Origin of the sequence: Bartonella vinsonii subsp. vinsonii, assembly GCF_902825235.1 — a bacterium.
GTDB lineage: Bacteria > Pseudomonadota > Alphaproteobacteria > Rhizobiales > Rhizobiaceae > Bartonella > Bartonella vinsonii.
In genome coordinates, this window is sequence record NZ_CADEAJ010000008.1 from 40,632 (window position 1) to 67,465 (window position 26,834).

Annotated in this window: 22 protein-coding genes and 1 tRNA gene; all 23 read right to left on the minus strand. The window is 38.0% G+C overall.

All coding sequences use genetic code 11. The features are described from left to right. Positions 1–822: 822 nt before the first annotated feature. The 23 genes from J7R12_RS06640 to J7R12_RS06750 all read right to left on the minus strand — a co-directional run bounded on the left by J7R12_RS06640 (position 823) and on the right by J7R12_RS06750 (position 26,800). On the minus strand, positions 823–1,704 hold the full coding sequence (locus J7R12_RS06640) for a hypothetical protein (RefSeq protein WP_126603386.1): 882 nt from the start codon (positions 1,702–1,704) through the stop codon (positions 823–825). A gap of 196 nt (positions 1,705–1,900) precedes the next feature. Then, positions 1,901–5,401, minus strand: a complete 3,501-nt coding sequence (gene mfd / locus J7R12_RS06645) for a transcription-repair coupling factor (RefSeq protein ID WP_126603387.1) — start codon at positions 5,399–5,401, stop codon at positions 1,901–1,903. A 5-nt stretch (positions 5,402–5,406) separates the two neighbouring features. Beyond that, positions 5,407–5,697, minus strand: a complete 291-nt coding sequence (locus tag J7R12_RS06650) for an FAD assembly factor SdhE (protein ID WP_126603388.1) — start codon at positions 5,695–5,697, stop codon at positions 5,407–5,409. 75 nt (positions 5,698–5,772) lie between these two features. After that, a complete protein-coding gene (locus J7R12_RS06655; RefSeq protein ID WP_126603389.1) occupies positions 5,773–6,453 on the minus strand; it encodes an ABC transporter ATP-binding protein in 681 nt (226 codons plus the stop codon). Further along, a complete protein-coding gene (locus J7R12_RS06660) occupies positions 6,453–7,721 on the minus strand; it encodes a lipoprotein-releasing ABC transporter permease subunit (protein ID WP_126603390.1) in 1,269 nt (422 codons plus the stop codon). The genes J7R12_RS06655 and J7R12_RS06660 overlap by 1 nt, the downstream gene beginning before the upstream one ends. A gap of 8 nt (positions 7,722–7,729) precedes the next feature. Then, positions 7,730–9,058: a proline--tRNA ligase gene (proS, locus tag J7R12_RS06665; protein WP_126603391.1), complete on the minus strand. Its 1,329-nt coding sequence runs from the start codon at positions 9,056–9,058 to the stop codon at positions 7,730–7,732. A 226-nt stretch (positions 9,059–9,284) separates the two neighbouring features. Continuing rightward, positions 9,285–10,961 carry a ribonuclease J gene (locus J7R12_RS06670; RefSeq protein WP_126603392.1) on the minus strand — a complete coding sequence of 559 codons (1,677 nt, stop codon included), beginning with the start codon at positions 10,959–10,961 and terminating at the stop codon, positions 9,285–9,287. 54 nt (positions 10,962–11,015) lie between these two features. Then, a complete protein-coding gene (locus tag J7R12_RS06675) occupies positions 11,016–11,825 on the minus strand; it encodes a biotin--[acetyl-CoA-carboxylase] ligase (protein WP_197721501.1) in 810 nt (269 codons plus the stop codon). After that, on the minus strand, positions 11,825–13,279 hold the full coding sequence (gene nuoN, locus J7R12_RS06680; protein ID WP_126603393.1) for an NADH-quinone oxidoreductase subunit NuoN: 1,455 nt from the start codon (positions 13,277–13,279) through the stop codon (positions 11,825–11,827). The genes J7R12_RS06675 and nuoN overlap by 1 nt, the downstream gene beginning before the upstream one ends. Positions 13,280–13,296: 17 nt before the next feature. Then, positions 13,297–14,766, minus strand: coding sequence for an NADH-quinone oxidoreductase subunit M (locus J7R12_RS06685; protein WP_126604036.1), 1,470 nt, complete (start codon positions 14,764–14,766; stop codon positions 13,297–13,299). After that, entirely contained in the window at positions 14,766–16,730 is a 1,965-nt protein-coding gene (nuoL, locus tag J7R12_RS06690) for an NADH-quinone oxidoreductase subunit L (RefSeq protein ID WP_126603394.1), read from the minus strand. The genes J7R12_RS06685 and nuoL overlap by 1 nt, the downstream gene beginning before the upstream one ends. A gap of 6 nt (positions 16,731–16,736) precedes the next feature. Then, on the minus strand, positions 16,737–17,045 hold the full coding sequence (gene nuoK, locus J7R12_RS06695) for an NADH-quinone oxidoreductase subunit NuoK (protein ID WP_004860043.1): 309 nt from the start codon (positions 17,043–17,045) through the stop codon (positions 16,737–16,739). A 9-nt stretch (positions 17,046–17,054) separates the two neighbouring features. Then, on the minus strand, positions 17,055–17,675 hold the full coding sequence (locus J7R12_RS06700) for an NADH-quinone oxidoreductase subunit J (RefSeq protein WP_126603395.1): 621 nt from the start codon (positions 17,673–17,675) through the stop codon (positions 17,055–17,057). A gap of 99 nt (positions 17,676–17,774) precedes the next feature. Continuing rightward, a complete protein-coding gene (gene nuoI, locus J7R12_RS06705; protein WP_126603396.1) occupies positions 17,775–18,266 on the minus strand; it encodes an NADH-quinone oxidoreductase subunit NuoI in 492 nt (163 codons plus the stop codon). A 15-nt stretch (positions 18,267–18,281) separates the two neighbouring features. Then, positions 18,282–19,328, minus strand: coding sequence for an NADH-quinone oxidoreductase subunit NuoH (gene nuoH, locus J7R12_RS06710; protein ID WP_126604037.1), 1,047 nt, complete (start codon positions 19,326–19,328; stop codon positions 18,282–18,284). Positions 19,329–19,350: 22 nt separating this feature from the next. Continuing rightward, entirely contained in the window at positions 19,351–21,420 is a 2,070-nt protein-coding gene (gene nuoG / locus J7R12_RS06715) for an NADH-quinone oxidoreductase subunit NuoG (RefSeq protein ID WP_126603397.1), read from the minus strand. 64 nt (positions 21,421–21,484) lie between these two features. Continuing rightward, positions 21,485–22,792 (minus strand): NADH-quinone oxidoreductase subunit NuoF, encoded by a 1,308-nt coding sequence (gene nuoF / locus J7R12_RS06720; protein ID WP_126603398.1) that lies wholly within the window; start codon positions 22,790–22,792, stop codon positions 21,485–21,487. A gap of 144 nt (positions 22,793–22,936) precedes the next feature. Further along, positions 22,937–23,596, minus strand: coding sequence for an NADH-quinone oxidoreductase subunit NuoE (gene nuoE / locus J7R12_RS06725; protein ID WP_126603399.1), 660 nt, complete (start codon positions 23,594–23,596; stop codon positions 22,937–22,939). Continuing rightward, entirely contained in the window at positions 23,596–24,786 is a 1,191-nt protein-coding gene (locus tag J7R12_RS06730) for an NADH-quinone oxidoreductase subunit D (RefSeq protein ID WP_126603400.1), read from the minus strand. Before J7R12_RS06730 ends, nuoE begins: the two co-directional genes overlap by 1 nt. Before the next feature lie 115 nt (positions 24,787–24,901). After that, positions 24,902–25,510, minus strand: a complete 609-nt coding sequence (locus tag J7R12_RS06735) for an NADH-quinone oxidoreductase subunit C (RefSeq protein WP_197721531.1) — start codon at positions 25,508–25,510, stop codon at positions 24,902–24,904. Positions 25,511–25,526: 16 nt separating this feature from the next. Continuing rightward, the gene (locus J7R12_RS06740) at positions 25,527–26,108 is read right to left on the minus strand and encodes a NuoB/complex I 20 kDa subunit family protein (protein WP_126603402.1); all 582 of its coding nucleotides are present in this window, start codon (positions 26,106–26,108) and stop codon (positions 25,527–25,529) included. Continuing rightward, positions 26,099–26,464: an NADH-quinone oxidoreductase subunit A gene (locus J7R12_RS06745; protein WP_126603403.1), complete on the minus strand. Its 366-nt coding sequence runs from the start codon at positions 26,462–26,464 to the stop codon at positions 26,099–26,101. The genes J7R12_RS06740 and J7R12_RS06745 overlap by 10 nt, the downstream gene beginning before the upstream one ends. Before the next feature lie 259 nt (positions 26,465–26,723). Continuing rightward, positions 26,724–26,800 (minus strand) — tRNA-Asp (locus tag J7R12_RS06750). Positions 26,801–26,834 lie beyond the last annotated feature (34 nt).

Below are 26,834 nucleotides of genomic sequence, written 5' to 3' on the forward strand. Positions count from 1 at the left end.
GATTTTTCTCTGATGAAAAATTTTTTAGTCTTGTTTACGAAACAATGGTAGTATGTTCTCGTGATGAAGCTTTTACATTTATAGCCTCTTGGCAGAAAAAGTTGAATTAAACAATGAGCGCATTGAAATTACCTTTTTTCATAATCCAAAAGCGTGCTTTTTAGATGGAAAACCTATAATATTTAAGACGTTTTATTCACAATAAAGCCTCTTAAAGATAAAGGAAGCTCCCATATACAGATAGAAACCGCTGAAAAAGTTGAAAATTATGGTATTAAAATGCATTTTTACACTCAAAAGATTGTGAAATTTCACTTCTTTTGGCGGGCGTAATGATTAACTACCCTAACATGCTGTTAATATTGATGATTTTGAAAAAAAATGGGGGTGAATAAAATTCCAAGGAGTGGTCTCTCTATTATTGAGCATGTTAATCCATGTGAACGAATTATCTATAAATGCAATTCTCATTATTGGGGGCAGAATCTTCCCGTTAATAAAGGGTTAATTAATTTTGATACCACCAAAATCGAATATTTTCGTAATGATACAGCTATGCTTTGAATCTTTTAAAAGGAACTCCTTCTAATCTCTTAGGGTTTGTTTTTAATAACGAGACGGGCTATTTTAAAAGATGAAAGAGGAGGACAAGCTTTATTCGATTTTACCTTTTCATTTTGAAATAAGAATCGTTGATGATAGCCAATATACTCTATCACGTACTGAACAATGGATAGCACATTAGTCATATATTAGACATCCCACATATTATACACACCCTATAGGCATCGTCTTCCAACTTGGTGAGATGAATAAATGAGCTTACCTTTGGTGGAGCCACTCTTCAATATGAGAACCTATGCGGTTTATAATATTTTTTCTTCTATTGGGAAGCATTATATCATGTAGTTTTTTGACAGCTTTACACATTGAAGGAATCTTTTCCACATCTGAAGGATTACGTATTATCTCATCCCTCATACTATTCATTACGTCTTTTTCAAAATCAGAAAAATTTTCATGCTTAGAACCATCTAACACCATAACTTCTTTCATGCCCTCGATAAACTCTTGATCTATGAATTTAATTGCATCGTTCACCCAGCTAAAATTTTCTTTTTTCCAACCAAAATCTTTACGTAACAAAGGACCTACGTCCGTGTACAACATATTTTCATGAATTTTACACATAAAAATAAACTGTGGATAAATTTTTAATATCTCATTAATCTCTTCTTCCTCCAAATATCCCTCCTTATCCAATCCGAGTGCATACAAACCTTGTGATCTCAGATGTTCCTGTGCTTTAACTAACTTCTTTTCATACTCCCCTGCTTCATAAGCTCTTGCCCTATGTGCTCTGGATATTAAATCCTTTTGTTCTTCAACTAAAGCACGTAATTTCGAATTAAGATTATCACTCTCGCTAATGAGATCTCTTTGTTCCTGTATAAGTTTATGATATTCTGTCTTAGGAACTCGAATTTGTGAAAGCGTCCAATCAGCAAATGTGTTTTTAATAAACTTTATTCTCTTCTTAACAACTTGCAATCTTTCTTTAATACGCTTGTACTTTTCATTAAAAGTTAAACCAGAAAGAGATAACTCTGTTAAACTAAACTCAGCATGTGCGTTTTTAAATCCACAGATTGAAATTAATAATAAAAAGGTTATAGTTAGAAATTTGTGTGATGAAAAAATCATATTACTCTACTTTTTTCTCTTGTACTCTTGAGTAAGATTTATAAAAAGCCATTTCATTCTATATTGAAATCTCATCATTGATGACTGTGCTGTTTAATTTATTTCTTTAATTATATCAATATGTATTATATTATAAAGTTTAAAATGAATATGCTTTAATAAAGTGAGTAATCATTTTAAATTATAAAAAGAAACTCTAAACAGAATGTTTCTCTACCATTTCTACAAGTTGTGTCATAATAGTTGCTGCTCCAACAAGTCTCTCATCCACTGTAGCCCAATCACGAATCAGAACAATGCTCTGATCTGGTCGAATTTTTGCCATCGCGCCTTGTTTTCCAATCCACTGAACAAGAGCAACACTATTCGCAAAATAATTATTGCGAAATTGTATAACCATCCCTTTTGGTCCAGAATCTACTTTTTCTACATGAGCTTTTCGACACAATATTTTGATATAAAAGACTTTAAGAAGATGTTGAACTTCAAGGGGTAAAGGACCAAAACGATCAATTAACTCAGCTGCAAACTCATCAATTTTTTCTAAATTATCAAATTCTGTCAAACGACGATAAAGCCCCATACGCAGTGACAAATCTGGTACAAAATCTTCTGGTATCATAACAGTTGTACCAAGTGAAATTTGAGGAGACCATTGTTTATCTTCACTTTGTTCTCCATCTTTTAACTCAGTAACAGCTTCTTCAAGCATTTTTTGATACAACTCAAATCCAACTTCTTTGATATGCCCCGATTGCTCTTCTCCTAAAAAATTACCTGAACCGCGTATATCCATGTCATGACTTGCCAATTGAAAACCAGCCCCCAACGTATCAAGAGACTGTAAAACTTTAAAACGACGATCAGCCGCAGTAGTTAAAACTTTTCCAGAAGGAAATGTAAAAAGTGCATAAGCACGTTGTTTTGAACGCCCTACCCTCCCTCGTAATTGATAGAGAGCAGCAAGACCAAACATCTCAGCGCGATGTACAATTAATGTATTGGCTGTTGGAATATCAAGACCTGATTCAATAATGGTTGTTGACAACAGGACATCATATTGTCCATCATAAAATGCGTTCATAATATCATCAAGTTGGCCAGCAGGCATTTGCCCATGAGCAACCACGAATTTGAGTTCGGGAACGTGTGTTTTGAAATATTCTTCCACAAAGCTAAGATCAGAAATACGAGGACAAACATAAAAACTTTGTCCACCACGATAATATTCTCGAAGCAATGTTTCGCGTATAACAAGTGAATCAAAGGGGGTAATAAAAGTACGTACCGCCATCCTATCAATGGGAGGTGTTGTTATCAATGAAAGTTCACGTACCCCTGATAGAGCTAACCCTAAAGTTCGTGGTATAGGAGTTGCTGAAAGTGTAAGGACATGAATATCACTTTTAAGCTCTTTTAAGCGCTCTTTGTGCTTTACGCCAAAATGTTGTTCCTCATCAATGATGAGAAGCCCTAGCCGTAAAAAATTAACTGCACCGCTTAATAAGGCGTGTGTTCCAATGACAATATCGATCGTACCATCTGAAATACCCTTTTTGACTTGTGCAAGTTCTTTAGCTTTTACCAGTCTTGAAGCATGACCAATTTTAATGGGTAAACCTTGAAAACGTGAAATAAAAGTTTTGTAATGCTGCCGTGAAAGCAGAGTTGTTGGTACAACAACAGCAACCTGATAACCATTTAAAGCTGCGACAAAAGCACTTCGAATAGCAACTTCTGTTTTTCCAAAACCAACGTCGCCACAGATCAAGCGATCCATTGGTTTTCCTGAAGCTAAATCGTCTAGAACGGCATCAATCGCATCCATCTGATCTTCTGTTTCTTCATAAGGAAAACATGCAACAAACTCATCAAATGGTCCAATTGGTGGAACCAAAGCAGGTGCCGAACGCATAGCGCGCTCTGCAGCTATACGAATTAACTGACCAGCCATTTCCAATAAATGTTTTTTTAGCCGTGTTTTTCGTGCTTGCCAAGCAACTCCACCTAATTTGTCTAATGTGACATCTGTTCCCTCCGATCCATAACGTGAAAGAAGTTCGATATTTTCAACAGGTAAAAAGAGTCGATCACCGCCAGCATATTTAATTTCAAGACAGTCTCGTAAAATTCCAGTCGTTGTGATGGTTTTAAGACCTACAAATTGCCCAATACCATGATCAATATGCACAACCATATCACCAGAATTTAAAGTCGCAATTTCAGCAATAAAATTTGTATTGTGTTTACGCCGTTTTGGTGATCTTATTAATCGATCACCAAGAATATCTTGCTCTGTTATGATAGCCAAATCTTCGGTTTCAAAACCGTGTTCTATCATTATGACAGCTGCTAATATACGATCACGCGGTGTTGCTCTAACAGCTTGTAATGATTTTACAACATCTATTTTTTTCAATCCATGCTCTTCAAGAACTTGCACTAAACGATTGAGAGATCCCTCACTCCAGCAAGCTAAAAGCACCTTCTTGCCAGCAGTGCGCAATGAAGCAATATGATGAACAACACTTGAAAAAACATTTTTCTCTTGCGCATTACGTTCCTTTACAAAATCATACCCCAGTTTAACATTTGCATGAATAACAGTTTGTCCAAAAGTTTGTGGAATATTAAAAGGCGTAAAATCAACACGCTGGCCAGATTGTTGTGCACGTTCTAAAACACGCTCTGGTGTTAAATAGAGAAGATGAGGCTCTATCGGATGATAAGAAGTAGAAGTTTCTTTATCATTTTCACGTTCTTTGCGCGCATTATAATAATCTTCAATAAGACGATAACGCTCAGTGAGCACTTCTTCTATGAGATGTTCAAAAACAATAGGTAAATCACCACAATGGTCAAAAAAGGTGTCAAGATTTTCATAAAAAAATGGTAACCAATGTTCCATACCAGCAAAGCGCCGCCCTTGAGAAAGAGCTTCATAAAGCATGTTGTTTTTTTGTGAGACACCAAATGTACGGACATAATTGCTTTTAAAGCGGTTTATGCACTCAGGGGTCAGAACAACTTCACTCATCGGGTGTAGCAAAAATTCAGTTTTTTTATTTGTTGTTCTTTGTGTTTCTGAATCAAATACACGTATGGTTTCTAGGGTATCGCCAAAAAAATCAAGCCGCAAAGGCTCAACATTAACGGGAGAAAAAATATCAAGTATTCCTCCTCTTACAGCAAATTCACCAACATCTCGAATAACTGTAACACGCTCAAAACCATTGCATTCGAGAGATTGAATTAAATGCCCCATATTCATAGATTGTCCAACACATGCGTGAATTATCTGATTCTCAATCATTTCACGTGGAGGTAATTTTTGCATAATTGCATTTGCTGTTGTTAGTATAATTGCAGGACGTGGATTCTGACGCAAATTCGCTATATGTGTTAATGTTGATAGTCGATGTGCTGTGATAGAAATTCTAGGAGATACACGATCATAGGGTAAACAATCCCATGCAGGAAATTGAAGTACAGAAAGATTTGGTTCAATAAAATTTAAAACTTGCTGTAAATGAGCAATTCTTGTTCCATCACGGACAACATAGATAAGTGGTTTATTTTGTGCAATTTCTGAACGCAATTTAACAAGCGCAAAAGCTTCAAATCCATCAGTAATTCCATCAAAAATCATGGGAGTGGAAATATGTTGGGGAATAACAATTTTTTTAAATACTGGCATTTGGATCAATTTAATTTTATGTAAAGATGATAATTTACAATGTCACGAAAAAGCGGACTATCTACTTCAGAGGGAGGTAAAATCTCTCCCGTAATCCATGTCAATAAATCGCGATCATCAAAAGACATAATATACTCAAGTTCAGAAACCATTTTATCAGTCATCTCAGCAATATGGGCATCCACATAATGTCCCAAAATGAGATCCATTTCACGAATACCACGGTGCCATGCACGAAAAACCAACCGGCGACGACGTACATCCAGTTGATTTTTGTCAACGACAAAAACTGTCATAAAAGTCTCCTTGAATTAAGTAAACAGTGATATAGATGAAGTTTTCAATTTGTAGAATAAATTTTGTACCTTAACTTAAGGAAGTTCAATAATCTTTTTGTCTTTAAGCGTAATTCGGCGATGCATTTGTTTCGCCAAAGCGTAATTATGTGTTGCAATAAGAGCAGAAAGACCAGATTGTCGAACAAGCACTGATAAAGCTTGAAAGACATAAGCTGAAGTTACAGGATCAAGATTTCCTGTAGGCTCATCTGCCAAAAGAACCGAAGGACCATTTGCAACTGCCCGTGCAATAGCAACACGTTGTTGTTCCCCACCGGAGAGTTCCGATGGGCGATGGTTTGCACGATGAGAAATACGCAGATATGTTAACAATTTAAGAGCACGATCTTCTGCTACAGATTTTTTAAATCCTGCTATCATTTGCGGTATCATAACATTTTCTAAAGCCGTAAATTCTGGAAGCAAATGATGAAATTGATAGACAAAACCGATATCATGTCGCCTTATAGCTGTTCGCTCACTATCAGAACGCTTTGCACAAGAAACTCCTCGTAATCTCACATCACCAGCCGTTGGTTTTTCCAATAATCCAGCAATATGAAGAAGTGTTGATTTTCCAGCACCAGATGGTGCAACAAGAGCTACAAGTTCTCCACGGTTAAGAATAAAATTTGCTTTATCTAAAATAATAAGCGGTTTATGACTCTCAAAAAAATGTTGCTCAATTTCTACAAGCTCTAAAATAGCTGTCATTATTCATACCTTAAAGCTTCTACAGGATCTAGCTTAGCAGCGCGCCATGCTGGAATGAGTGCAGCGAGAAATGACAAAAATAAAGCCATAACAGCAACTAAGACTGTCTGACTCCAATCAATTTGTGCAGGCAATTTTGTTAAAAAGTAAAGCTGAGGATTAAAAACATCAACATTAAATAACCAAGAGACAAAATCTTGAATATGATTGATATTCGCACTGGCTATGACACCAAAAATTAAGCCCAACATTGTTCCAATAAACCCAATCATCATACCAGTGACAATAAAGATACGCATAACCGCACTTTTTTGTGCACCCATCGTGCGTAAAATTGCAATATCATGGCTTTTATCTTTTACAAGCATAATCAATCCTGAAATAATATTTAAAGCAGCAACGAGAACAATAAGAGAAAGAATAAAAAACATAACATTCCGTTCAATCTGCAAGGCTGAAAAAAAAGCCTGATTGCGCTCGCGCCAATCAATTAAATAGATCTGTTGATCAACCGCTTTCTTTACAATTGGTTTTATCTGATCAACAGCATCAGGATTATTGAGAAACAATTCTAAAGACTGAACCTTATCTCCTAAATTAAAAAACATTTGTGCTTCATGAAGAGGCATAAACACAAATATTGAATCATATTCAGACATACCAACTTCAAAAATAGCGCTTACTTTATAGGCCTTAACACGTGGTGTAACCCCAAAAGGAGTCGCATCACCATCTGGAGTAATAACACGAAGATAACGCCCAACGGTAAGCCCCAGTTTTGTTGCCAAACCACTTCCAATTGCAACACCTTCTTCTTTATCAAATTGAGCAAGCGAACCTAACTTAATATTTTGAGATACTGTTTTAAGCTTTTCTAAATCTTGTTTACGCATCCCGCGAACTAACGCACCAGATCCTCCTTCAAGTTCACCTTGAACAAGCGCTTGCCCCTCAACAACAGGCAAAGAAAACTTCACACCATTCACAGATTCTAGAGAAGAAATAAGAGTCTTATAATCAGAAAAACCAGAATGAGCTGCCTGAACTATAAGGTGCCCATTCATACCAAGAATACGATTGAGAAGCTCTGTTCGGAAACCATTCATTACTGCCATAACGACAACGAGAGCAAAGACCCCTAACATAATTCCAATGAGAGAAATGATCGAAATAACAGAGGCAACGACGTGTTTTTTATTGGGAATCATATAACGAAAAGCAATCATCCACTCATAAGACGAAAACCATTTGCTGCTCAACCTCTTCATAACATTGCCTATAAACTGACAGAAAATTGTTTGAGTATATTTTCAACCGTTAGAGATTTTTTAACACCTGTTTTTCGATCTTTAATTTCAACTTCATTTTGTGCGATGCTTTTAGGTCCAACAATGATTTGTGTTGGCAAACCAATTAAATCCATTGTTGCAAATTTTGATCCAGGACGTTCATTTCTGTCATCTAATAATGGATCAAAACCAGCACATGTTAATCCCTGATAGAGAGTCTCACATGCATGCGTACATTTTTCATCATCTGGTTTCATGTTGATAATGCCAAAATCGAATGGTGCCATAGACTTTGGCCAAATAATACCATTTTCATCATGAGAAGCTTCAATAGCAGCTGCAACAAGACGCGAAGGCCCAATGCCATAAGATCCCATAGAGACAACATGCTCTTTTCCATCTTGTCCCATAACTTTTGCTCCCATTGGAGCAGAATATTTAGTGCCAAAGTGGAAAATATGCCCTACTTCAATACCACGTGCTGAAAGACGATTCTGTTCAGGAATTTTAGCCCACTCCTCTTCATTATGCATTTCCTCTGTCGCTGCATAAAAAGATGTCCACTGTTTAACAATATCAGTTAAAACAGCTTTATCATTAAAATCGATTGAACTGTGTGGAACTGAAAGTTCAAGAAATTGTTTATCACAGAATATAGCACTCTCCCCTGTTTCCGCCAAAATAATAAATTCATGACTGAGTTCACCACCAATCGGGCCTGTATCTGCACGCATGGGAATTGCTCTTAAGCCAAGACGAGAAAAAGTACGTAAATAAGCAATAAACATACGATTATAAGATGTTTGAGAACCTTCATAATCAAGATCAAAAGAATAAGCATCTTTCATTAAAAACTCTCGCGAACGCATCACCCCAAAACGAGGACGGATTTCATCACGAAATTTCCATTGAATATGGTATAAGTTGAGCGGAAGATCTTTGTAAGAACGAATATAGGAACGAAAAATATCTGTTACCATCTCTTCATTTGTCGGACCATAAAGTAAATCACGCTTTTGACGATCTTTAATACGGAGCATTTCCAAACCATAATCATCATAACGACCACTCTCACGCCAAAGATCTGCAGATTGAATTGTAGGCATTAATATTTCTACAGCACCAGCACGTTCTTGCTCTTCTCGAATAATTTTACAAACTTTATCAAGTACTTTTTTACCTAAAGGCAGCCAAGAATAAATTCCTGATGTTTGTTGACGAATCATACCTGCACGCAACATAAATCGATGAGAAACAATCTCTGCTTCCTTAGGATTCTCTTTTAAAAGTGGAAGAAAATATTGAGAAAGACGCATTGAAACAATTAACTCCTAACCAGACCCATCATATTAAAAAAATTTAAATAGTGTATATGCTCATCTATAGCTCTATTCCGAATGCTTGCAATCATAACAATCATATTGTTGAAAAATTTATATATTCTATTCCTTATTGGGCTTATTTTTTTACAATAAAATAATTGTATAATTCTTTTCTCTCTTTCTTTCATTAAAAATGAAAATAACGTGACACTAAAATGCTTTATTTTGACCGATGTAAAAAAACTGTACAGACAGGCTTTTTTTGCCAAACCTCATTAACAGCCGCTCTAACTGCACGCCGCGTTGCTTCCCGAATAAGTTCATTATTTTTTCGTTTAATACGTGGAATACTATAAATCGTATTTTCCACAACATCTAAAAGCATATTTTTAAAACTTTCCCCTTTTCCATTACTTTCAGGGAGCCCAAGTGTGCTTAAACCTATATCATCAAGCAATTCATGTTTGCTATTCATATGAAGAGAAACAGCAACATAACCAGCATAACTTAATTTGCGACGTTCACGAATCCCTAATTCGTCCTCATCCCCAATAAGACAACCATCTTTATAGATGCGACCAACAGGGGCTTGATCAATGATTTCTACTGGCTCTGGTGCAAGACGTAACACATTACCATTTCTAATCTCAGCAACAATTTTAATACCTGCTTGACGCGCTAAAGTCGCCTGAGCGGTAAGATGGATTGCCTCTCCATGTACAGGAACAAGTATCTGTGGCTTTAACCAATCATACATCTGTAAAAGTTCTGAACGACGGGGATGACCTGAAACATGAACAAGAGCATGCTCATTCGTAATAACTTTAATTCCCATATCGATAAAACGATTTTGTATCTCAATAATAGCTTTCTCATTTCCTAGTATACTACGAGACGAATATACAACAGTATCACCAGCAGAAAGTGCCATATTCCTCATTTCATTGCGTGATAATTTTGCTAAGGCAGCACATGGTTCTCCTTGGCTACCTGTCACAATTAAAACAATATCTTTTCGTGAAATATATCCATAATCATCTTCTGTAACAAAAGGGGCTAAACCATTCATATAACCAAGCTCTTGCGCAACCAGAATACTCCGCTTAAGAGAACGCCCAACGATAAGAACTTTGCGCCCAACAGATTCGGCAGCAAGAGCGATTGAACGTATCCGACCAACATTAGAAGAAAAGGTCACTATCGCAACCCGCCCCTCTGCTTTCGAAAAAATTTCAGAAAGAGTTGTCTGAACTTGCTGTTCCGATGGTGTTATACCTTCCCGACATGCATTCGTGGAATCACAAAGCAATGCTAATACGCCTTTATTGCCTAAAGTGCGAAACCGTTTTTCATCCGTTATAGCTCCAAGCGAAGGCGTATGATCAATTTTCCAATCACCAGTATGGATTATAGTGCCTAAAGACGTTGTAATTGCCAAAGATACAGATTCTGGAATTGAATGGTTAACAGCAACAGCTTCGATAGCAAAAGCTCCCACCTGAAAACAATCACCAGATTGAAAAATATTGAGTGGTATTTTATAAGATTCAAAATCTGACTGCTTTTTGCTTTCCAATAGGCCTGCCGTAAAAGGAGTGCAGTAAAGTGGAACTTTAAGCTTTGGCCATAAATCAAGAACAGCGCCATAATGATCTTCGTGAGCATGTGTCAAAATAAGACCACGCACATTATGTTTTTCACTTTCCAAAAAACGAATATCCGGTAAGACAAGATCTGCCCCCGGTAATTCAGGACCTGCAAAACTCACTCCCATATCAACAATGAGCCATTCACGAGAATTCTGCGGTCCAAATCCATAAGCAGCCAGATTCATCCCTATCTCACCTACCCCTCCCAAAGGTAAAAAAACCAACTCATTCTCATTGGCCGCAACCATAAACATCTCCTAAATCATTAAGACAATCTGATGGTGAAATAAAATTTTCATAAATTAATAACGACCTGCATGAACACAAGCAGCTAAACCAAAATGAATATCTCCAGCTGTTATAATGGCTTGCTGACCATTTGTTTGTTTTATGACACAGTTAAAATCACTATCAAGACCATCAAAAATACCTTCAATGATTTTTTCATCATTGACTATTTTTACATGCTGTCCAAGATGAGCAGAATAAGAAAGCCATTTTTCGCGGATGATGTCACCTCCTCTTGGTTGTTTCCAAAGAAGGTAATTTTTAGAAAAACACTCCGTCAAAACCGTAAATAACTGCTCTGATTTAACAGACAAACCAATATTATTTAAACTTGAAGTAGGATATGGCGCATCTTCATAATGATATTTCACATTTATTCCAATACCAATAACCAATGCATATTGTTGTGATGGCAATTTAAAAATCTCGAGCAAGACTCCAGAGCTTTTAGCTCCTCCTAGCAAAATATCATTTGGCCATTTTAAGCTAACGATACTGTTTATGTGATTTCCCTCTTTTACAAATTGTTTTACTGCTTCTACCACACTTACTCCAGCAACAAAACCAAGTTGAGCAGCTGTTTGATGAACAATATCATCAATTAACAAAAGACTAGAATAAAGGTTCCCTCTTGGACTAGACCATGTCCTAGCTCTTCTCGCTCTTCCCTGTGATTGTTCTTGCGCAACAACCCAGAGATAACCCCGATGACCAGCTTGCGCTTTTTGTTGTGCAATAAGATTTGTTGAATCAACACTTCCGTATGATTCAACAGTGTATCCTTGTTTTTGTGCAAAATCTGATAAAATATAAACCATATTCATTAAAACAATGCGACCGCTGCTTTTTCAGCTAACTCAACAAACCAGACTCCAAAAAGCGTATAAAATAAAATGAATAATGCAGAAAGACCGAGACAAAATTGAAGTTCATTCGATAAAACAACAAAACGCGCTTTTGCTTCATCGAACCACATAATTTTAATGACTCGCAAATAGTAAAAAGCTCCAACAACAGAGGCTATCATCCCAACAACCGCAAGTGGGGTAAGTCCAGCATGAACAGCAGCAGAAAATGTATACCATTTTCCAAAAAAACCGGCCATAGGCGGAATACTAGCTAACGAAAAAAGTTGTATAGTCATGACAACCGCCATAAACGGATGAGTTTTGACTAATCCTGAAAGGTCATAAATATTTTCGACATTTCCACCACTAGAGCGCATCCCAAGAATAAAAGCAAATGAGCCAAGCGTCATGCCAAGATAAATAGTCATATAAAGAATAACACTTTTTATCCCCAGCATATCTCCAGCAGCTAAACCCACAAGTGCATATCCCATATGACCGATTGATGAATAAGCCATTAAACGTTTAATATTATTCTGGCCAATTGCAGCGAACGCACCAAGTATCATCGATGCAATCGCCATAAATACCAAAATTTGCTGCCATGCAGGCATAGAACCATCAGAATTACTGAGTGGCATAAAAGTCATAACAATAACACGAATAATTAATGCCATCGCAGCAACTTTAGGAGCACCAGCAAAAAATGCTGTAATAGGTGTTGGTGCTCCTTCATAAACATCAGGTGTCCACATATGAAAAGGAACTGCGGAAATTTTGAAAGCCAAACCGGCTAAAATAAAAACAATTCCAAAAATAACTCCTAATTGTAAACTTTCACCTTTTAAAGCAAGAGCGATCTCGTGAAAACCAATTTGACCAGTAAAACCATAAAGCAAAGAAATACCATAGAGCAATAATCCTGAAGACAATGCCCCTAAAACAAAGTACTTTATACCGGCTTCAGAAGATTTTACATTATCACGATTGATTGCAGCTAAAACATATAAAGCTAAAGATTGTAATTCTAATCCCATATAAAGCGATAACATATTACCAGCTGAAATCATCAGCATCATGCCAAGAGTTGCTAAAAGAACGAGCACTGGAAATTCAAATATATCGAACTTTTGTGAACTGGTAAAACTAACAGACATAATAAGAGCAAAAAGTGCACCAATAAGCGTTAAAATTTTCATATAACGACCAAAAGAATCAATAATGAGCGCATTCGTTTGAAATAAGCCACTTTTCGGAAAAACGGCGATAATCACAATGGTTGCAACAAGGAGTGCAATGGTTAGCCCCGTTACAGTTAAAAAGGAACGTGCATTAGAATAAACACCAATCAAAAGTAAGATTACCGCCCCTAATGCTATTAAAATCTCGGGAAGAATTAATACCAATTGAGCTATGATTTCAGTTTGCATGAGCATTCTTCCCTTATCTAGTGCAGTTTATTGATGAGGGCTTCTACGGAAAACGCCGTTGCTTTAAGTATAGGCGTTGGATAGATACCAAAAAATATTGTAAGAACAACCATCGGGTAAAGAATAAATTTTTCTCTTACAGAAAGATCCATAAGAACCTTTAAATTCTCTTTATCCAAGGAACCAAAAACTACGCGCCGATAAAGGTAGAGTGCATAGGCAGCTGATAAAATAACGCCAGTTGTAGCAAAAACAACAATCAATTTATTGACTTGAAAAACGCCTATTAAGGTTAAAAATTCCCCCAAAAATCCTGAACTCCCCGGTAAGCCAACATTTGCCATAGTGAAAATTAAGAAAACAACAGCATATTTAGGCATGTTATTCACTAAACCGCCAAAAGCTGAAATTTCGCGTGTATGTAGACGGTCGTAGATAACCCCAACACAAAGAAATAGAGCTGCTGAAACAATTCCATGCGAGAGCATCTGATAAATAGCACCTTGAATACCCTGTTCATTGGCTGCAAAAATACCCATCGTTACATATCCCATATGTGCTATTGAGGAATAGGCAATCAGTTTTTTTATGTCATTTTGAACAAGCGCAACCAATGATGTATAAATAATAGCGATAAGCGATAATATGAACACCAGCGGAGCAAGATCAGCTGAGGCAATAGGAAACATCGGTAAAGAAAAACGAAGAAAACCATATCCACCTAATTTGAGTAAGACACCAGCTAAAATAACCGAACCAGCTGTGGGCGCTTCTACGTGAGCATCAGGGAGCCATGTATGGACCGGCCACATTGGCATTTTAACCGCAAAAGAAGCAAAAAAAGCAAACCACAACCATATTTGCATATGAGCAGGAAACTGGTAATTGAGTAAAGTTGGTATATCAAGTGTTCCAGCTTTCCAATACATAGCCATAAGGGCAACCAGCATAAGTACTGAACCAAGTAAAGTGTAAAGGAAAAACTTTATACTTGCGTAAACACGACGTGCTCCTCCCCAAACACCTATAATAATAAACATTGGAATAAGGCTGCCCTCAAAAAAAACATAAAACAACATTGCATCAAGAGCGCAAAAAACTCCAATAATTGCGACTTCAAGAAGAAGAAAAGCAATCATATAGGCTTTTAATATATCTTTAACATTCTCCCAACTTGCTAAAATACAGAAAGGCAAAAGAAATGCTGAGAGAACGACAAAAAGGATAGAGATACCATCAACCCCCATATGATAGCTAATGCCATTCCCTAACCAACTGGATTTTTCAACCATTTGAAAATTTGGGTTGCTAGAATCAAATCCTATCCAAATAATTAAAGAAATAATAAAAACAAATAGAGTCGTAAAAAATGCGACATTGCGTATATTACGTCGTGCTGCCTCGCTATCGTCTTTGATAAACAAAATCAGAAGCACACCAACAAGCGGCAAAAATGTAACCGTAGAAAGAATAGGCCAATCGGTCATCAGCTTACGCCCCCGATCATCATCCATGTGATCAGCAATGCAATACCTATAAGCATCGCAAATGCATAGTGATAAAGATAGCCTGTCTGCATCCGAACAACTCTATTTGTAATATCAACAACACGCGCTGCAATACCATTCGGACCTAGACCATCAATAATCTTACCGTCTCCCACTTTCCAAAGAAAGAAACTCACTTTGAAAGCAGAACGAACAAATAAAAAGTGATATAATTGATCAAAATACCATTTTTGGTAAAGAAAATTATACATTCTTGGCATAACTCCAGCCAATTTTTTAGGAAGAGAAGGAAAAGAAATATAGAATAAATAGGCGACTATAAATCCAAGAACCATCGCTATAAATGGCGACCATTTTACCAAATTGGACACATTATGGGCCTCATGAAGAATGTGATTATGGTGGTTTGTAAACAATGCTCCCTTCCAAAAAGCATCATACAGGTCACCAAAAAAATAAGGTTGAAAAACAATGCCAGCAAATATTGCTCCAATAGATAAAATAAAGAGTGGAATCAACATAACTGGGGGCGATTCATGAACATGGTGCATCACATCGACCGTCGCTCGTGGTTTGCCGTGAAATGTCATAAATATAAGTCGCCATGAATAAAAACTTGTCAATAAGGCAGCAAAAACAAGAAGATAGGAAGCATATCCTGAAGCAATATTATGAGATGCAAAAGCAGACTCTATAATTGCATCTTTTGAGAAAAAACCTGCAGTCCCGAAAAGTGTTCCTGGAATTCCAACACCGGTCAAGGCAACAGTTCCTATAATCATCATCCAATAAGTTGCTTGTATATGTTTGCGTAACCCCCCCATTTTTCGCATATCTTGTTCATCAGATACAGCATGAATGACAGAACCTGCACCAAGAAACAATAAGGCTTTAAAAAAAGCATGCGTAAAAAGATGAAAGACAGCGGCGCCATAAGCTCCAACACCTAATGCCACAAACATATAACCAAGTTGAGAGCATGTAGAATAAGCAATAACACGCTTAATATCATTCTGCACTAACCCCACAGTTGCTGCAAAAAATGCTGTTGTTGCTCCAACAATAATAATCACAGTCAAAGCAGTCGAAGAAAGTTCAAAAATTGGCGACATACGCGCAACCATAAAAACGCCAGCAGTTACCATTGTTGCTGCATGAATAAGCGCAGATACAGGAGTTGGCCCCTCCATGGCATCAGGAAGCCATGTATGTAAAAGAAATTGTGCCGATTTTCCCATCGCACCAATAAACAACAAAAGACACGTAACAGTAATTGCCGTTTGTCCATTAAGTTGCCAACCTAAAAATGTTATATTTTGTATAAAGCTTTTGTCTGCAGCTTTTGCAAAAATAGAGGCAAAATCAACCGATTGAAACAAAACAAAAATGCTAAAGATTCCTAAAAGAAAACCAAAGTCTCCAACACGATTAACCACAAAAGCTTTTATTGCAGCCTTATTGGCAGAATCTCGCTGAAACCAAAAACCAATGAGCAAATAAGAAGCGAGCCCCACACCTTCCCATCCAAAAAACATCTGTATCAAGTTATTGGATGTCACCAACATAAGCATCATAAATGTAAAGAGAGAAAGATAAGAAAAAAAACGAGATCTTGAAGGATCATGATGCATATAACCAATTGAATAAATATGCACTAATGCCGAAACACTATTCACAACAACAAGCATGACAGCTGTTAATGTATCAATATGTAAAGCCCAATCAAAAGTTAAACCACCAACAGACAGCCAATGTAATACCAAGACATCACTTACTGGAACATGACCAAGTGCAACCTTAAAAAAGGCTACCCACGATAATATGGCAACAATCACCATAAAACTACATGTTACCAACTCATTAACGCGATCTCCTATAGTTTTCCCACCTAGTGCAGCAATTAAAAAGCCCAAAAGTGGAAGAAAGACAATCGTGTAATACATTATCGGTTAGCCTTTCATTACATTAACATCTTCAACCGCAATAGAACCACGATTACGGAAAAAAACGACAAGAATTGCTAGACCAATGGCAGCTTCAGCAGCTGCTACCGTTAAGATAAATAAAGCAAATATCTGACCAACAAGATCATGAAGAAATGCTGAAAACGCAACAAAATTGAGATTAACTGAAAGCAATATAAGCTCAATGGACATCAAGATAATAATTACATTCTTTCTATTGAGAAAAATGCCAGCAATACCAATCGTAAACATCAAAGCAGAAACAATGAGATAATGTGTAATGTCAATATGCATAGCCCCCCCTTAAATGCCCTTGCCTGATTCAACGTGTTTGATTTCAATTGCATTTTCTACCGATCGAGAAACTTGCGCGGCAATAGATTGTCTCTTAACATCTGACTTATGACGAAGTGTCAAAACAATCGCGCCAATCATTGCAACCAATAAAATTATTCCAGCAATTTGAAAATAGAAAACATAATCCGTATAAAGAATATCGCCTAATGCTTGTGTATTTGTTCGCTGCACTAAATCTGGCATTGGTTGCGTAATATGTGTTCTAAGAACTGGAGAAAAACGACCACTCACAAAAACAACAATCAATTCCACAGCAACAATGCCCCCAACAAGAGCTCCAATAGGAGCATATCGAAGTGCACCACTTTTTAACTCAGCAAAATCAACATCAAGCATCATAACCACAAACAAAAATAAAACTGCCACAGCACCAACATAAACAACAAGCAGAATAAGCCCCAAAAATTCTGCCCCTGCAAGCAAAAATAAAGCCGCAGCATTAAAAAATGCCAATATTAAAAACAAAACTGAATGCACAGGATTGCGTGCTGTAATAACAATCAATGCACTTAAAAGCATAATAAAAGCGAATAAATAGAAAAATGCCGCCGCTAGATCTGTTAGCACAGGCTTCTCCTCAATTATAATCAAACAATTGGTACAAAACTTCATACCAGATTAAAATTTATCGGAAAAAATTATCCGATACCTCACTCGAGGATACACTTAACGATAAGGTGCGTCCATCAATATATTTCGAGCAATTTCTCGCTCCCAACGATCTCCATTCATTAAAAGTTTTTCTTTATCATAATAAAGTTCTTCACGTGTTTCTGTTGCAAACTCAAAATTTGGTCCTTCTACAATAGCTTCAACCGGACAAGCTTCTTGACAAAAACCACAATAAATACACTTAACCATATCTATATCATAACGGACAGTTCTCCGTGTACCATCATTACGCCTTGGCCCTGCTTCAATTGTAATAGCTTGTGCAGGACAAATCGCTTCACATAATTTACAGGCAATACAGCGCTCTTCACCATTTGGATAGCGACGTAGCGCATGTTCACCGCGGAAACGTTGAGAAACAAAGCCTTTCTCATAAGGGTAATTAATCGTAGGCTTTGGTGCAAAAAATTGACGCATTGCTAAGAAAAAAGCGCTCACAAATTCCAAGAGAAGGAGTGACTTTGCTGCCTGAATAAGACCTGACATCAGTAAAACCTCCTCTTAAACAAAACCAGTATACTTTAAAAACGCAGCGGTTATGACAACCATTGCTAATGAAAGTGGAAGAAAGACTTTCCAACCAAGCCGCATAAGCTGATCATAGCGATAACGTGGAACAAATGCTTTAACCATAGCAAACCAAAAAAATACAAAGCAAACTTTTAGAACAAACCAAATGACTCCGGGAACCCAATTGAGCCACGAAACATCCAAGGGAGGTAACCAACCACCTAAAAACAAAATAGTTGTCAAAGCACACATTAAAACAATAGCAACATACTCACCAAGGAAGAAAAGCATATAAGGCGTTGAAGAGTATTCAACCATATGACCAGCAACAAGTTCAGATTCTGCTTCCACTAAGTCAAAGGGTGGCCGATTTGTCTCTGCAAGTGCAGAAATAAAAAATATAATAAACATTGGAAAAAGAACGAACCAATTCCAATCAAGAAAGCTGCTAAAAGGAAGACCAAGAGTCGTTCCAAACCCATGACTTTGTTTCTGTACAATTGTTGTGAGATCCAATGAACCACTTATTAAAATGACAGTTACAAGCACAAACCCAATGGACACTTCATAAGAGACCATCTGTGCCGCTGAACGAAGAGCTCCTAAAAAAGGATATTTTGAATTCGATGCCCACCCTCCCATAATAACGCCATAAACTTCCAAAGATGAAATAGCTAAAATATAAAGCAAACCAACATTAATCTTTGCGACTTCCCAGCCTTCATTAACGGGGATAACAGCCCAAGTTGATAGGGCAAGTGTAGCGGAAATAAAAGGTGCTAAAAGAAAAACACCCTTATTAGCACCAGCGGGGATAATAGGCTCCTTAACAACAAATTTAATTAAATCTGCAAAAGACTGTAACAATCCCCACGGACCAACGACATTTGGACCACGCCGCAATTGTACTGCTGCCCAAATTTTTCTATCTGCGTAAAGAAGATAAGCAACCAAGACAAGGAGAACAACTAAAAGCAGAAGAGTTTTCCCAACTATAATGAGTAATGGCAATAGCCAAGTCATAAAGAAATCATACATCATTATTCCTTTTCCTCTGCCTTTACTCTACAGCTTGTATAGCACGGCCTTTTGCAAGACATGAACATTCTGCCATAACTGCAGAAGCACGTGCTATTGGATTTGTCAAATAAAAGTCTTTAACCATAGAAGTAAATGTTTGCCTCTCCAGAGCAATCATTTGTGAACCAAGAGCCTTAAGATTATCTATACAGGAAGGTACTATATCATCAATGGCACAAAGATGTGGATAATCCTTAAACAGGCGCTGTCTTAATTGAGAAAGCGAATCAAAAGGAAGCTTACGCCCCAAAACATCCGATAAAGCACGTAAAATAGCCCAATCCTCCTTTGCTTCACCTGGGGCAAACCCCGCCCGATTTGTCATTTGAACACGTCCTTCTGTATTCACATAAAGTCCTGATTTTTCAGTGTAAGCCGACGCAGGCAAAATAACATCAGCAGCATGTGCACCATTATCACCATGGCTACCAATATAAATTATAAAAGCTTTTGTATTGGCTAATTTTACTTCATCAGCACCAAGCAAAAATAAAACCTCACAAGTTTTAATGATATTTGCAACCCCAAGTTTAGAAGTAAAACCAATGTCCAATCCTCCAACAGCCGACGCTGCATTGTGAAGAATACCAAACCCATTCCATTCCTCACTAAGAGCTCCAACACTATCAGCTAATTTTGCAAGACTTTTTAAAACAGATAAACCTTCTTCACCTGAAACAGCACCTTCTCCGATAAGAATAAGTGGACTCTTGGCTTCTTTCAACACATTAAAAAAGGCATCCTCTCCACGAACAAGTGCACTCAATATATCCGTACCGGCTCCAAGATATGAATACGGATAACGTAAATCCACCTTCTCTCCAATGAGAGCAATGGGGAAACGCCCCATCCGTTGGCGTTTTAGAATACGTGCATTCAAAACAGCTGCTTCATAGCGCGGATTAGAACCCACGATAAGCAATGCATCAGCCTGCTCAATACCTGCAATTGTCGGATTAAAAATATAACTTGAACGTCCCAATTCAGGAGATAAAGCCATGCCTCTTTGACGGCAATCAAATAATTTTGAATTCAATGAAAGCAGCAATGTTTTAAGTGCATACATTTCCTCAACAGAAGTAAGATCTCCAGCAATCGCCCCAATTTTTTCTGGTAAGGTTTTAGAAATCACCATTTTAATCTTTGCAAAAGCTTCCGTCCAACTTACAGGTTGAAGCTTCCCATCTTTGCGTACATATGGTTTATCAAGCCGTTGCGTGCGTAATCCATCCCAAATAAAACGCGTCTTATCAGAAATCCACTCCTCATTTACATCTTCGTTTGTACGCGGCATAATCCGCATAACTTCACGACCACGGCTATCAATGCGAATAGCACTACCAAGCGCATCCATTACATCAATCGACTCCGTCTTAACTAATTCCCATGGACGGGCATGAAATGCATAAGGTTTTGAAGTTAAAGCCCCTACTGGACAAAGATCAATAACATTTCCCTGCAATTCAGATGTCATTGCTTTTTCAAGATATGTTGTAATTTCAGCATCTTCACCACGACCGATTAAACCAAGTTCAGAAATACCTGCAACTTCCGTCGTAAAACGAACACACCGCGTGCAATGGATGCACCGTGTCATAACAGTTTTTACAAGTGGCCCAATATATTTATCTTCTACAGCTCGCTTATTTTCTGTATACCGAGAACAATCACGTCCATAGAGCATTGCTTGATCTTGAAGATCACATTCTCCTCCTTGATCACAGACAGGACAATCTAAAGGATGGTTGATGAGGAGAAACTCCATAACACCTTCACGTGCTTTTTTAACCATCTCTGTATTGGTAAAGATTTCTGGCACTTCTCCATTAGGTCCTAACCGTAAATCGCGAACCCCCATCGCACAAGAAGCCTGAGGTTTCGGAGCTGCTCCCTTGACCTCAACCAAGCACATGCGACAATTTCCAGCAATTGATAAAGATTCATGAAAACAAAAACGTGGCACCTCAGCACCAGCTGCTTCTGCTGCCTGAAGTAACGTATAGTAATCAGGGACTTCAATCTCTTTACCATCAACTTTAATATTTATCATCACTCATCCAGCCTGCGGATAACCCACTTAAAACTCGCAATTTATTGCTTTTTAAAAAAATTCTCTATCCAACTGCTTCCAAAGCAATATTTTTTCTTTGAACGACATTTCGCGTATATTCATCAATTCTACGCTCGATTTCTGGACGAAAATTACGTATCAACCCTTGTATAGGCCATGCCGCGGCATCACCAAGTGCACAAATAGTGTGCCCTTCAACCTGTTTAGACACTTCAAACAAAAGGTCAATCTCGCGTTTTTGTGCTCGCCCCTCAACCATGCGTCCTAAAAGGCGCATCATCCATCCCGTTCCTTCACGACACGGTGTACATTGACCACAACTTTCATGTTTAAAAAAAGCTGCTATACGCCAAATTGCCTTGATAATATCCGTTGATTTATCCATCACGATCATACCACCAGTGCCGAAAGAAGATCCGACATCTCGCATCCCATCAAAGTCCATGATTGCATCAACCATATCCTCACCACGAACGACTGGACAAGAAGCTCCACCTGGAATGACTGCTAAAAGATTATTCCATCCGCCACGAATACCGCCCGCATGTTTTTCAATTAACTCACGAAAAGAAACACCAAGAGCATCTTCAAATGTACAAGGGGCATTTACATGTCCAGAAACCATAAATAATTTTGTTCCAACATTATTGGCACGCCCAATCGATGAAAACCACGAAGCTCCTCGACGCAAAATCGTTGGAACAACGGCTATAGATTCGACATTGTTTACTGTCGTTGGACAGCCATAAATTCCCATATTTGCAGGGAATGGTGGTTTAAGCCGAGGTTGCCCCTTTTTTCCTTCAAGACTTTCGAGAAGGGCTGTTTCTTCTCCACAAATATAAGCACCAGCACCATGATGAAGAATAATATCGCAAGCATGTCCATATTTTGTTTTTTTGCCAAGTAAACCCGCATCGTAACACTCATCAACAGCCGCCTGAAGCGCTTCACGCTCACGAATATATTCACCACGAATATAGATAAAAGCAACATTCGCCCCCATAGCAAAAGTTGCAAATACACATCCTTCAATTAAAGTATGAGGATCATGCCGTAAGACATCGCGATCTTTACATGTTCCCGGTTCTGATTCATCTGCATTCACAACCAAATAATGAGGACGACCATCACTTTGCTTTGGCATAAAAGACCACTTCATCCCAGTAGGGAAACCAGCCCCTCCTCGCCCACGCAAACCTGATGCTTTTACCTCTTCAATGATCCAGTCACGACCTTTTTCGATAATCGCCTTGGTACCATCCCAATGACCACGTGATATTGCAGCTTTTAATGATCTCTCTTTTAAACCATAAATATTGGTGAAAATGCGATCCTTATCAGCCAGCATTCCCCCCCTCTTTTCTATTGCCCGTAGCATTCTTAGTTTTTCCTCAAATGCAATTCTTAAACATCTTTTCAATTAACTTTTAGTCAAATACTGCCACAACGGATGGAATAATAAAATATCTTTTCCAGAAAAATACTATGTCCCTCATTCCCCTTTACCTTTTTTCTTTAACGATTTAAGTGACTTCTTTTCTTCTTGCTCAATAAGTGAAGTTAAACCACTAACCGGCTCCGATGATTTACGACTATTTTGCGGACCAACTGCTATCTCAGAACCTTTACCTGCTTCAAATGCATCAATAATTTCTTCAAGACGTTCAACTGTAAGATCTTCATAAGTATCTTTAAAAATCATAATCATGGGAGCATTCACACAGGCTCCAAGACATTCTACCTCTTCCCATGATAATGTTCCCTCTTGATTGGTAACAAAAGGTTCATGATGAATTTTTTTCTTACAAACTTTGATTAATTCACCGGATCCACGTAACATACAAGGGGTTGTACCACAAACCTGAATATGTGCCTTTGTTCCAACTGGACGAAGCTGAAACTGAGTATAAAAGGTTGCAACCTCTAGAACACGAATATACGCCATGGAAAGAAGCTGTGCGATATGCTCAATCGCAGCGCGCGTTACCCAACCATCTTGCTCTTGAGCACGCATTAATAATGGAATTACAGCAGACTGCTCACGCCCTACAGGATATTTTTCTATAGTATTTTTTACCCATATCTGATTTTCCTTTGTAAAAGAAAACTCTGCGGGTTGGTAAATATCATCTGCAAGACGGCGCACGGACATTAGCGATCAACCTCCCCAAAAACAATATCAATCGAACCCAAAATAGCTGTAGCATCCGCCAACATATGACCTCGTGTTAAAAAATCCATAGCTTGAAGATGAGCAAAACCAGGAGCACGTAATTTAACACGATAAGGCTTATTCGTTCCATCAGAAATAAGATAAACTCCAAACTCACCCTTCGGAGCTTCCACAGCAACATATACTTCACCAGGAGGAGTATGAAAACCTTCCGTATAAAGCTTAAAATGGTGAATAAGCGCTTCCATTGAACTTTTCATTTCGCTCCGCTTTGGAGGAACGATTTTGCGATCTAAACTCGAAACAGGTCCGCTTTTTTCAGTACTCAGTAAACGCTCCACACATTGGCGCATAATTTTCGCTGATTGACGCATCTCTTCCATACGAATCAGGTAACGATCGTAACAATCGCTATTCTTACCTACAGGAATATCAAATTCCATTTCATCATAACATTCATAAGGTTGGCTTTTACGCAAATCCCATGGCACACCAGCTCCACGAATCATGACACCAGAAAAACCACGAGCCCAAGCTTCATCAATATTTACTACGCCAATATCAACATTACGCTGCTTAAAAATCCGATTTGGCGTTACAAGCGCATCAAGTTTACCAAGAGCAATAAGAAAGGGATCAATAAAATTACCAATATCCTCAATTAAAGATTCCGGTAAGTCCTGATGCACACCACCAGGACGAAAATAATTTGCATGAAGACGTGCTCCACACGCACGCTCATAAAAAATCATCAATCTTTCACGTTGTTCAAATCCCCAAAGCGGTGGTGTCAAAGCACCAACATCCATTGCTTGCGTTGTTACATTAAGCAAATGATTAAGAATACGTCCAATTTCAGAAAACAAAACACGTATTAACTGCCCTCGTTTGGGAACCTCAACACCCAATAATTTTTCAACAGCAAGCACAAAAGCATGCTCCTGATTCATAGGAGCAACATAATCCAAACGATCTAAGTAAGGGCCAGCTTGCAGATAAGTTTTGGTTTCCATTAATTTTTCGGTACCACGATGCAATAATCCAATATGTGGATCTACACGCTCAACAACTTCACCGTCCAATTCCAGAACCATGCGCAAAACCCCATGCGCTGCAGGATGCTGCGGTCCAAAATTGATATTAAAGTTCCGAACATTAACTTCAGCCACACTCAACCCCTTGCTTCATCTAAAAACTTCATATTAAATATTAATAAAACCTTTTATCATACGAAAAACATTTAATTATTTTGAACTTTAAATTCTAATTTTATTCGCTCGAATATTATTTTTTGACATCTGTTTTTTCATCACATGGCAAAACATATTGCCCCCCTTCCCAAGGAGAAAGGAAATCAAAATTGCGCATTTCTTGCCGCAGAACAACAGGCTCATAAACCACCCTTTTTGCTTCATTATCATAACGACATTCAACAAACCCTGTCACAGGAAAATCTTTACGTAAAGGGTGCCCTTCAAATCCATAATCGGTTAAAATCCGCCTTAAATCTGGATGCCCTGAAAATAAAATTCCATACATATCGTACGCCTCCCGCTCATACCACTCTGCCCCAGGATAAACCGAGCAAGCAGAAGCAACAGGCGTATTTTCATCAGTATGCACCTTAACACGTAAGCGTAAATTCTCACGAGGGGATAAGAGTTGGTAAGAAACATCAAAACGTTTATCGCGAGATGGATAATCAACACCACTAATGTCTGTAAGATTAATAAATTGACAACGAGAATCATCGCGAACAAACATTAATACGTCCGTAATTGCAGAGAGCCGTGATATTACAGTCAGTTCACCAAATGCAAGAATGGTTTCTTCAAGTTTATCTCCCAATTTGTTTTTCAAATAGGCAGCAAGTTCAACCAATGATTCATTCACCATAACAATAAAGCCCCTATCGCTCTATAGACCCAGTACGACGAATTTTTTTCTGTAGCAATAATATACCGTACAGTAATGCCTCTGCCGTAGGAGGACACCCTGGAACATAAATATCCACAGGCACAATACGATCGCAACCACGAACAACTGAATAAGAATAATGGTAATACCCACCACCATTGGCACACGATCCCATAGAAATCACATAACGTGGTTCCGGCATTTGATCGTACACTTTTCTTAAAGCAGGTGCCATCTTATTTGTTAGAGTACCCGCGACCACCATCACATCTGACTGACGGGGTGAAGCGCGTGGCGCATATCCAAAACGCTCGTTATCATAATGAGGCATTGAACATTGCATCATTTCAATAGCACAACAAGCCAAACCAAAACTCATCCACATTAAAGAGCCGGTACGCGCCCAAGTAATCAAAGCATCCGCCGAAGTAACTAAAAAACCTTTATCAGATAATTCAGCATGAATATCACGAAAGAAATTATCATCAGAACCTATCAATTCGCCTGTATTCGGATCAATAATTCCTTTTGGCTTTGGAGCAATCATTGTTGAATTGTTAGACATCAATCCCATTCAAGAGCTCCTTTTTTCCATTCATATATAAACCCGATGGTCAAAAGTGTTAAAAACACAATCATCGACCAAAAACCAAACATACCGATCGAGTTAAATGAAACTGCCCAAGGAAACAGGAAAGCAACTTCAAGATCAAAAATAATAAACAAAATCGACACTAAATAAAAACGAATATCGAACTTCATACGTGCATCATCAAATGAATTAAACCCACATTCATAAGCCGATAATTTCTCAGGATCAGGAGAACGATAAGCCACGATATAAGGCATAATCAAAAGAACCCCAGCAATAACTGCCGAAACAATGATAAAGATTAACACCGGCAAATAAGAGCCCAATAAATGAGTCATAATCCTCTTCCACCTTAATGAAATGACCGGATTAAAGCAATCATTCCATATTGTTAAATCAAACAGGTAAATTATCTCTGTTCATTTCCGCTCGTACTGCTTCAAGGACGTATTGAGCGTGCTTTTCTTATCGGCATAGGTAACGCAGAGAAAAGCAAGACGCAAGCCCTATTCTCATAAACTACGTAAAAAGGAAGAAAATCTAAATTAAGGATATTTATACTCAAAAAAATAAAAACTTATAAAGAAATGACGAAAATGGCGCGAGTGACGGGGCTCGAACCCGCGACCTCCGGCGTGACAGGCCAGCACTCTAACCAACTGAGCTACACCCGCGCACTTTTTTCAAACCAATTCACATTGGTATAAG

Bases quoted from the DNA above. Each gene is read 5' to 3' on its own strand.
- nuoH (WP_126604037.1), bottom strand. From the start codon at position 19,328: ATGTATGATTTCTTTATGACTTGGCTATTGCCATTACTCATTATAGTT.
- J7R12_RS06640 (WP_126603386.1), bottom strand. From the start codon at position 1,704: ATGATTTTTTCATCACACAAATTTCTAACTATAACCTTTTTATTATTA.
- J7R12_RS06670 (WP_126603392.1), bottom strand. From the start codon at position 10,961: ATGGTTGCGGCCAATGAGAATGAGTTGGTTTTTTTACCTTTGGGAGGG.
- J7R12_RS06660 (WP_126603390.1), bottom strand. From the start codon at position 7,721: ATGAAGAGGTTGAGCAGCAAATGGTTTTCGTCTTATGAGTGGATGATT.
- J7R12_RS06745 (WP_126603403.1), bottom strand. From the start codon at position 26,464: ATGACTCATTTATTGGGCTCTTATTTGCCGGTGTTAATCTTTATCATT.
- nuoG (WP_126603397.1), bottom strand. From the start codon at position 21,420: ATGATAAATATTAAAGTTGATGGTAAAGAGATTGAAGTCCCTGATTAC.
- J7R12_RS06740 (WP_126603402.1), bottom strand. From the start codon at position 26,108: ATGGGATTGATGTCTAACAATTCAACAATGATTGCTCCAAAGCCAAAA.
- J7R12_RS06685 (WP_126604036.1), bottom strand. From the start codon at position 14,766: ATGACCGATTGGCCTATTCTTTCTACGGTTACATTTTTGCCGCTTGTT.
- mfd (WP_126603387.1), bottom strand. From the start codon at position 5,401: ATGCCAGTATTTAAAAAAATTGTTATTCCCCAACATATTTCCACTCCC.
- J7R12_RS06650 (WP_126603388.1), bottom strand. From the start codon at position 5,697: ATGACAGTTTTTGTCGTTGACAAAAATCAACTGGATGTACGTCGTCGC.
- J7R12_RS06655 (WP_126603389.1), bottom strand. From the start codon at position 6,453: ATGACAGCTATTTTAGAGCTTGTAGAAATTGAGCAACATTTTTTTGAG.
- J7R12_RS06675 (WP_197721501.1), bottom strand. From the start codon at position 11,825: ATGAATATGGTTTATATTTTATCAGATTTTGCACAAAAACAAGGATAC.
- nuoI (WP_126603396.1), bottom strand. From the start codon at position 18,266: ATGTCAGGTCTTATTCAGGCAGCAAAGTCACTCCTTCTCTTGGAATTT.
- proS (WP_126603391.1), bottom strand. From the start codon at position 9,058: ATGCGTCTTTCTCAATATTTTCTTCCACTTTTAAAAGAGAATCCTAAG.
- nuoF (WP_126603398.1), bottom strand. From the start codon at position 22,792: ATGCTGGCTGATAAGGATCGCATTTTCACCAATATTTATGGTTTAAAA.
- nuoE (WP_126603399.1), bottom strand. From the start codon at position 23,596: ATGTCCGTGCGCCGTCTTGCAGATGATATTTACCAACCCGCAGAGTTT.
- nuoK (WP_004860043.1), bottom strand. From the start codon at position 17,045: ATGCATATTGACATTACACATTATCTCATTGTTTCTGCTTTGATGTTT.
- nuoN (WP_126603393.1), bottom strand. From the start codon at position 13,279: ATGCAAACTGAAATCATAGCTCAATTGGTATTAATTCTTCCCGAGATT.
- nuoL (WP_126603394.1), bottom strand. From the start codon at position 16,730: ATGTATTACACGATTGTCTTTCTTCCACTTTTGGGCTTTTTAATTGCT.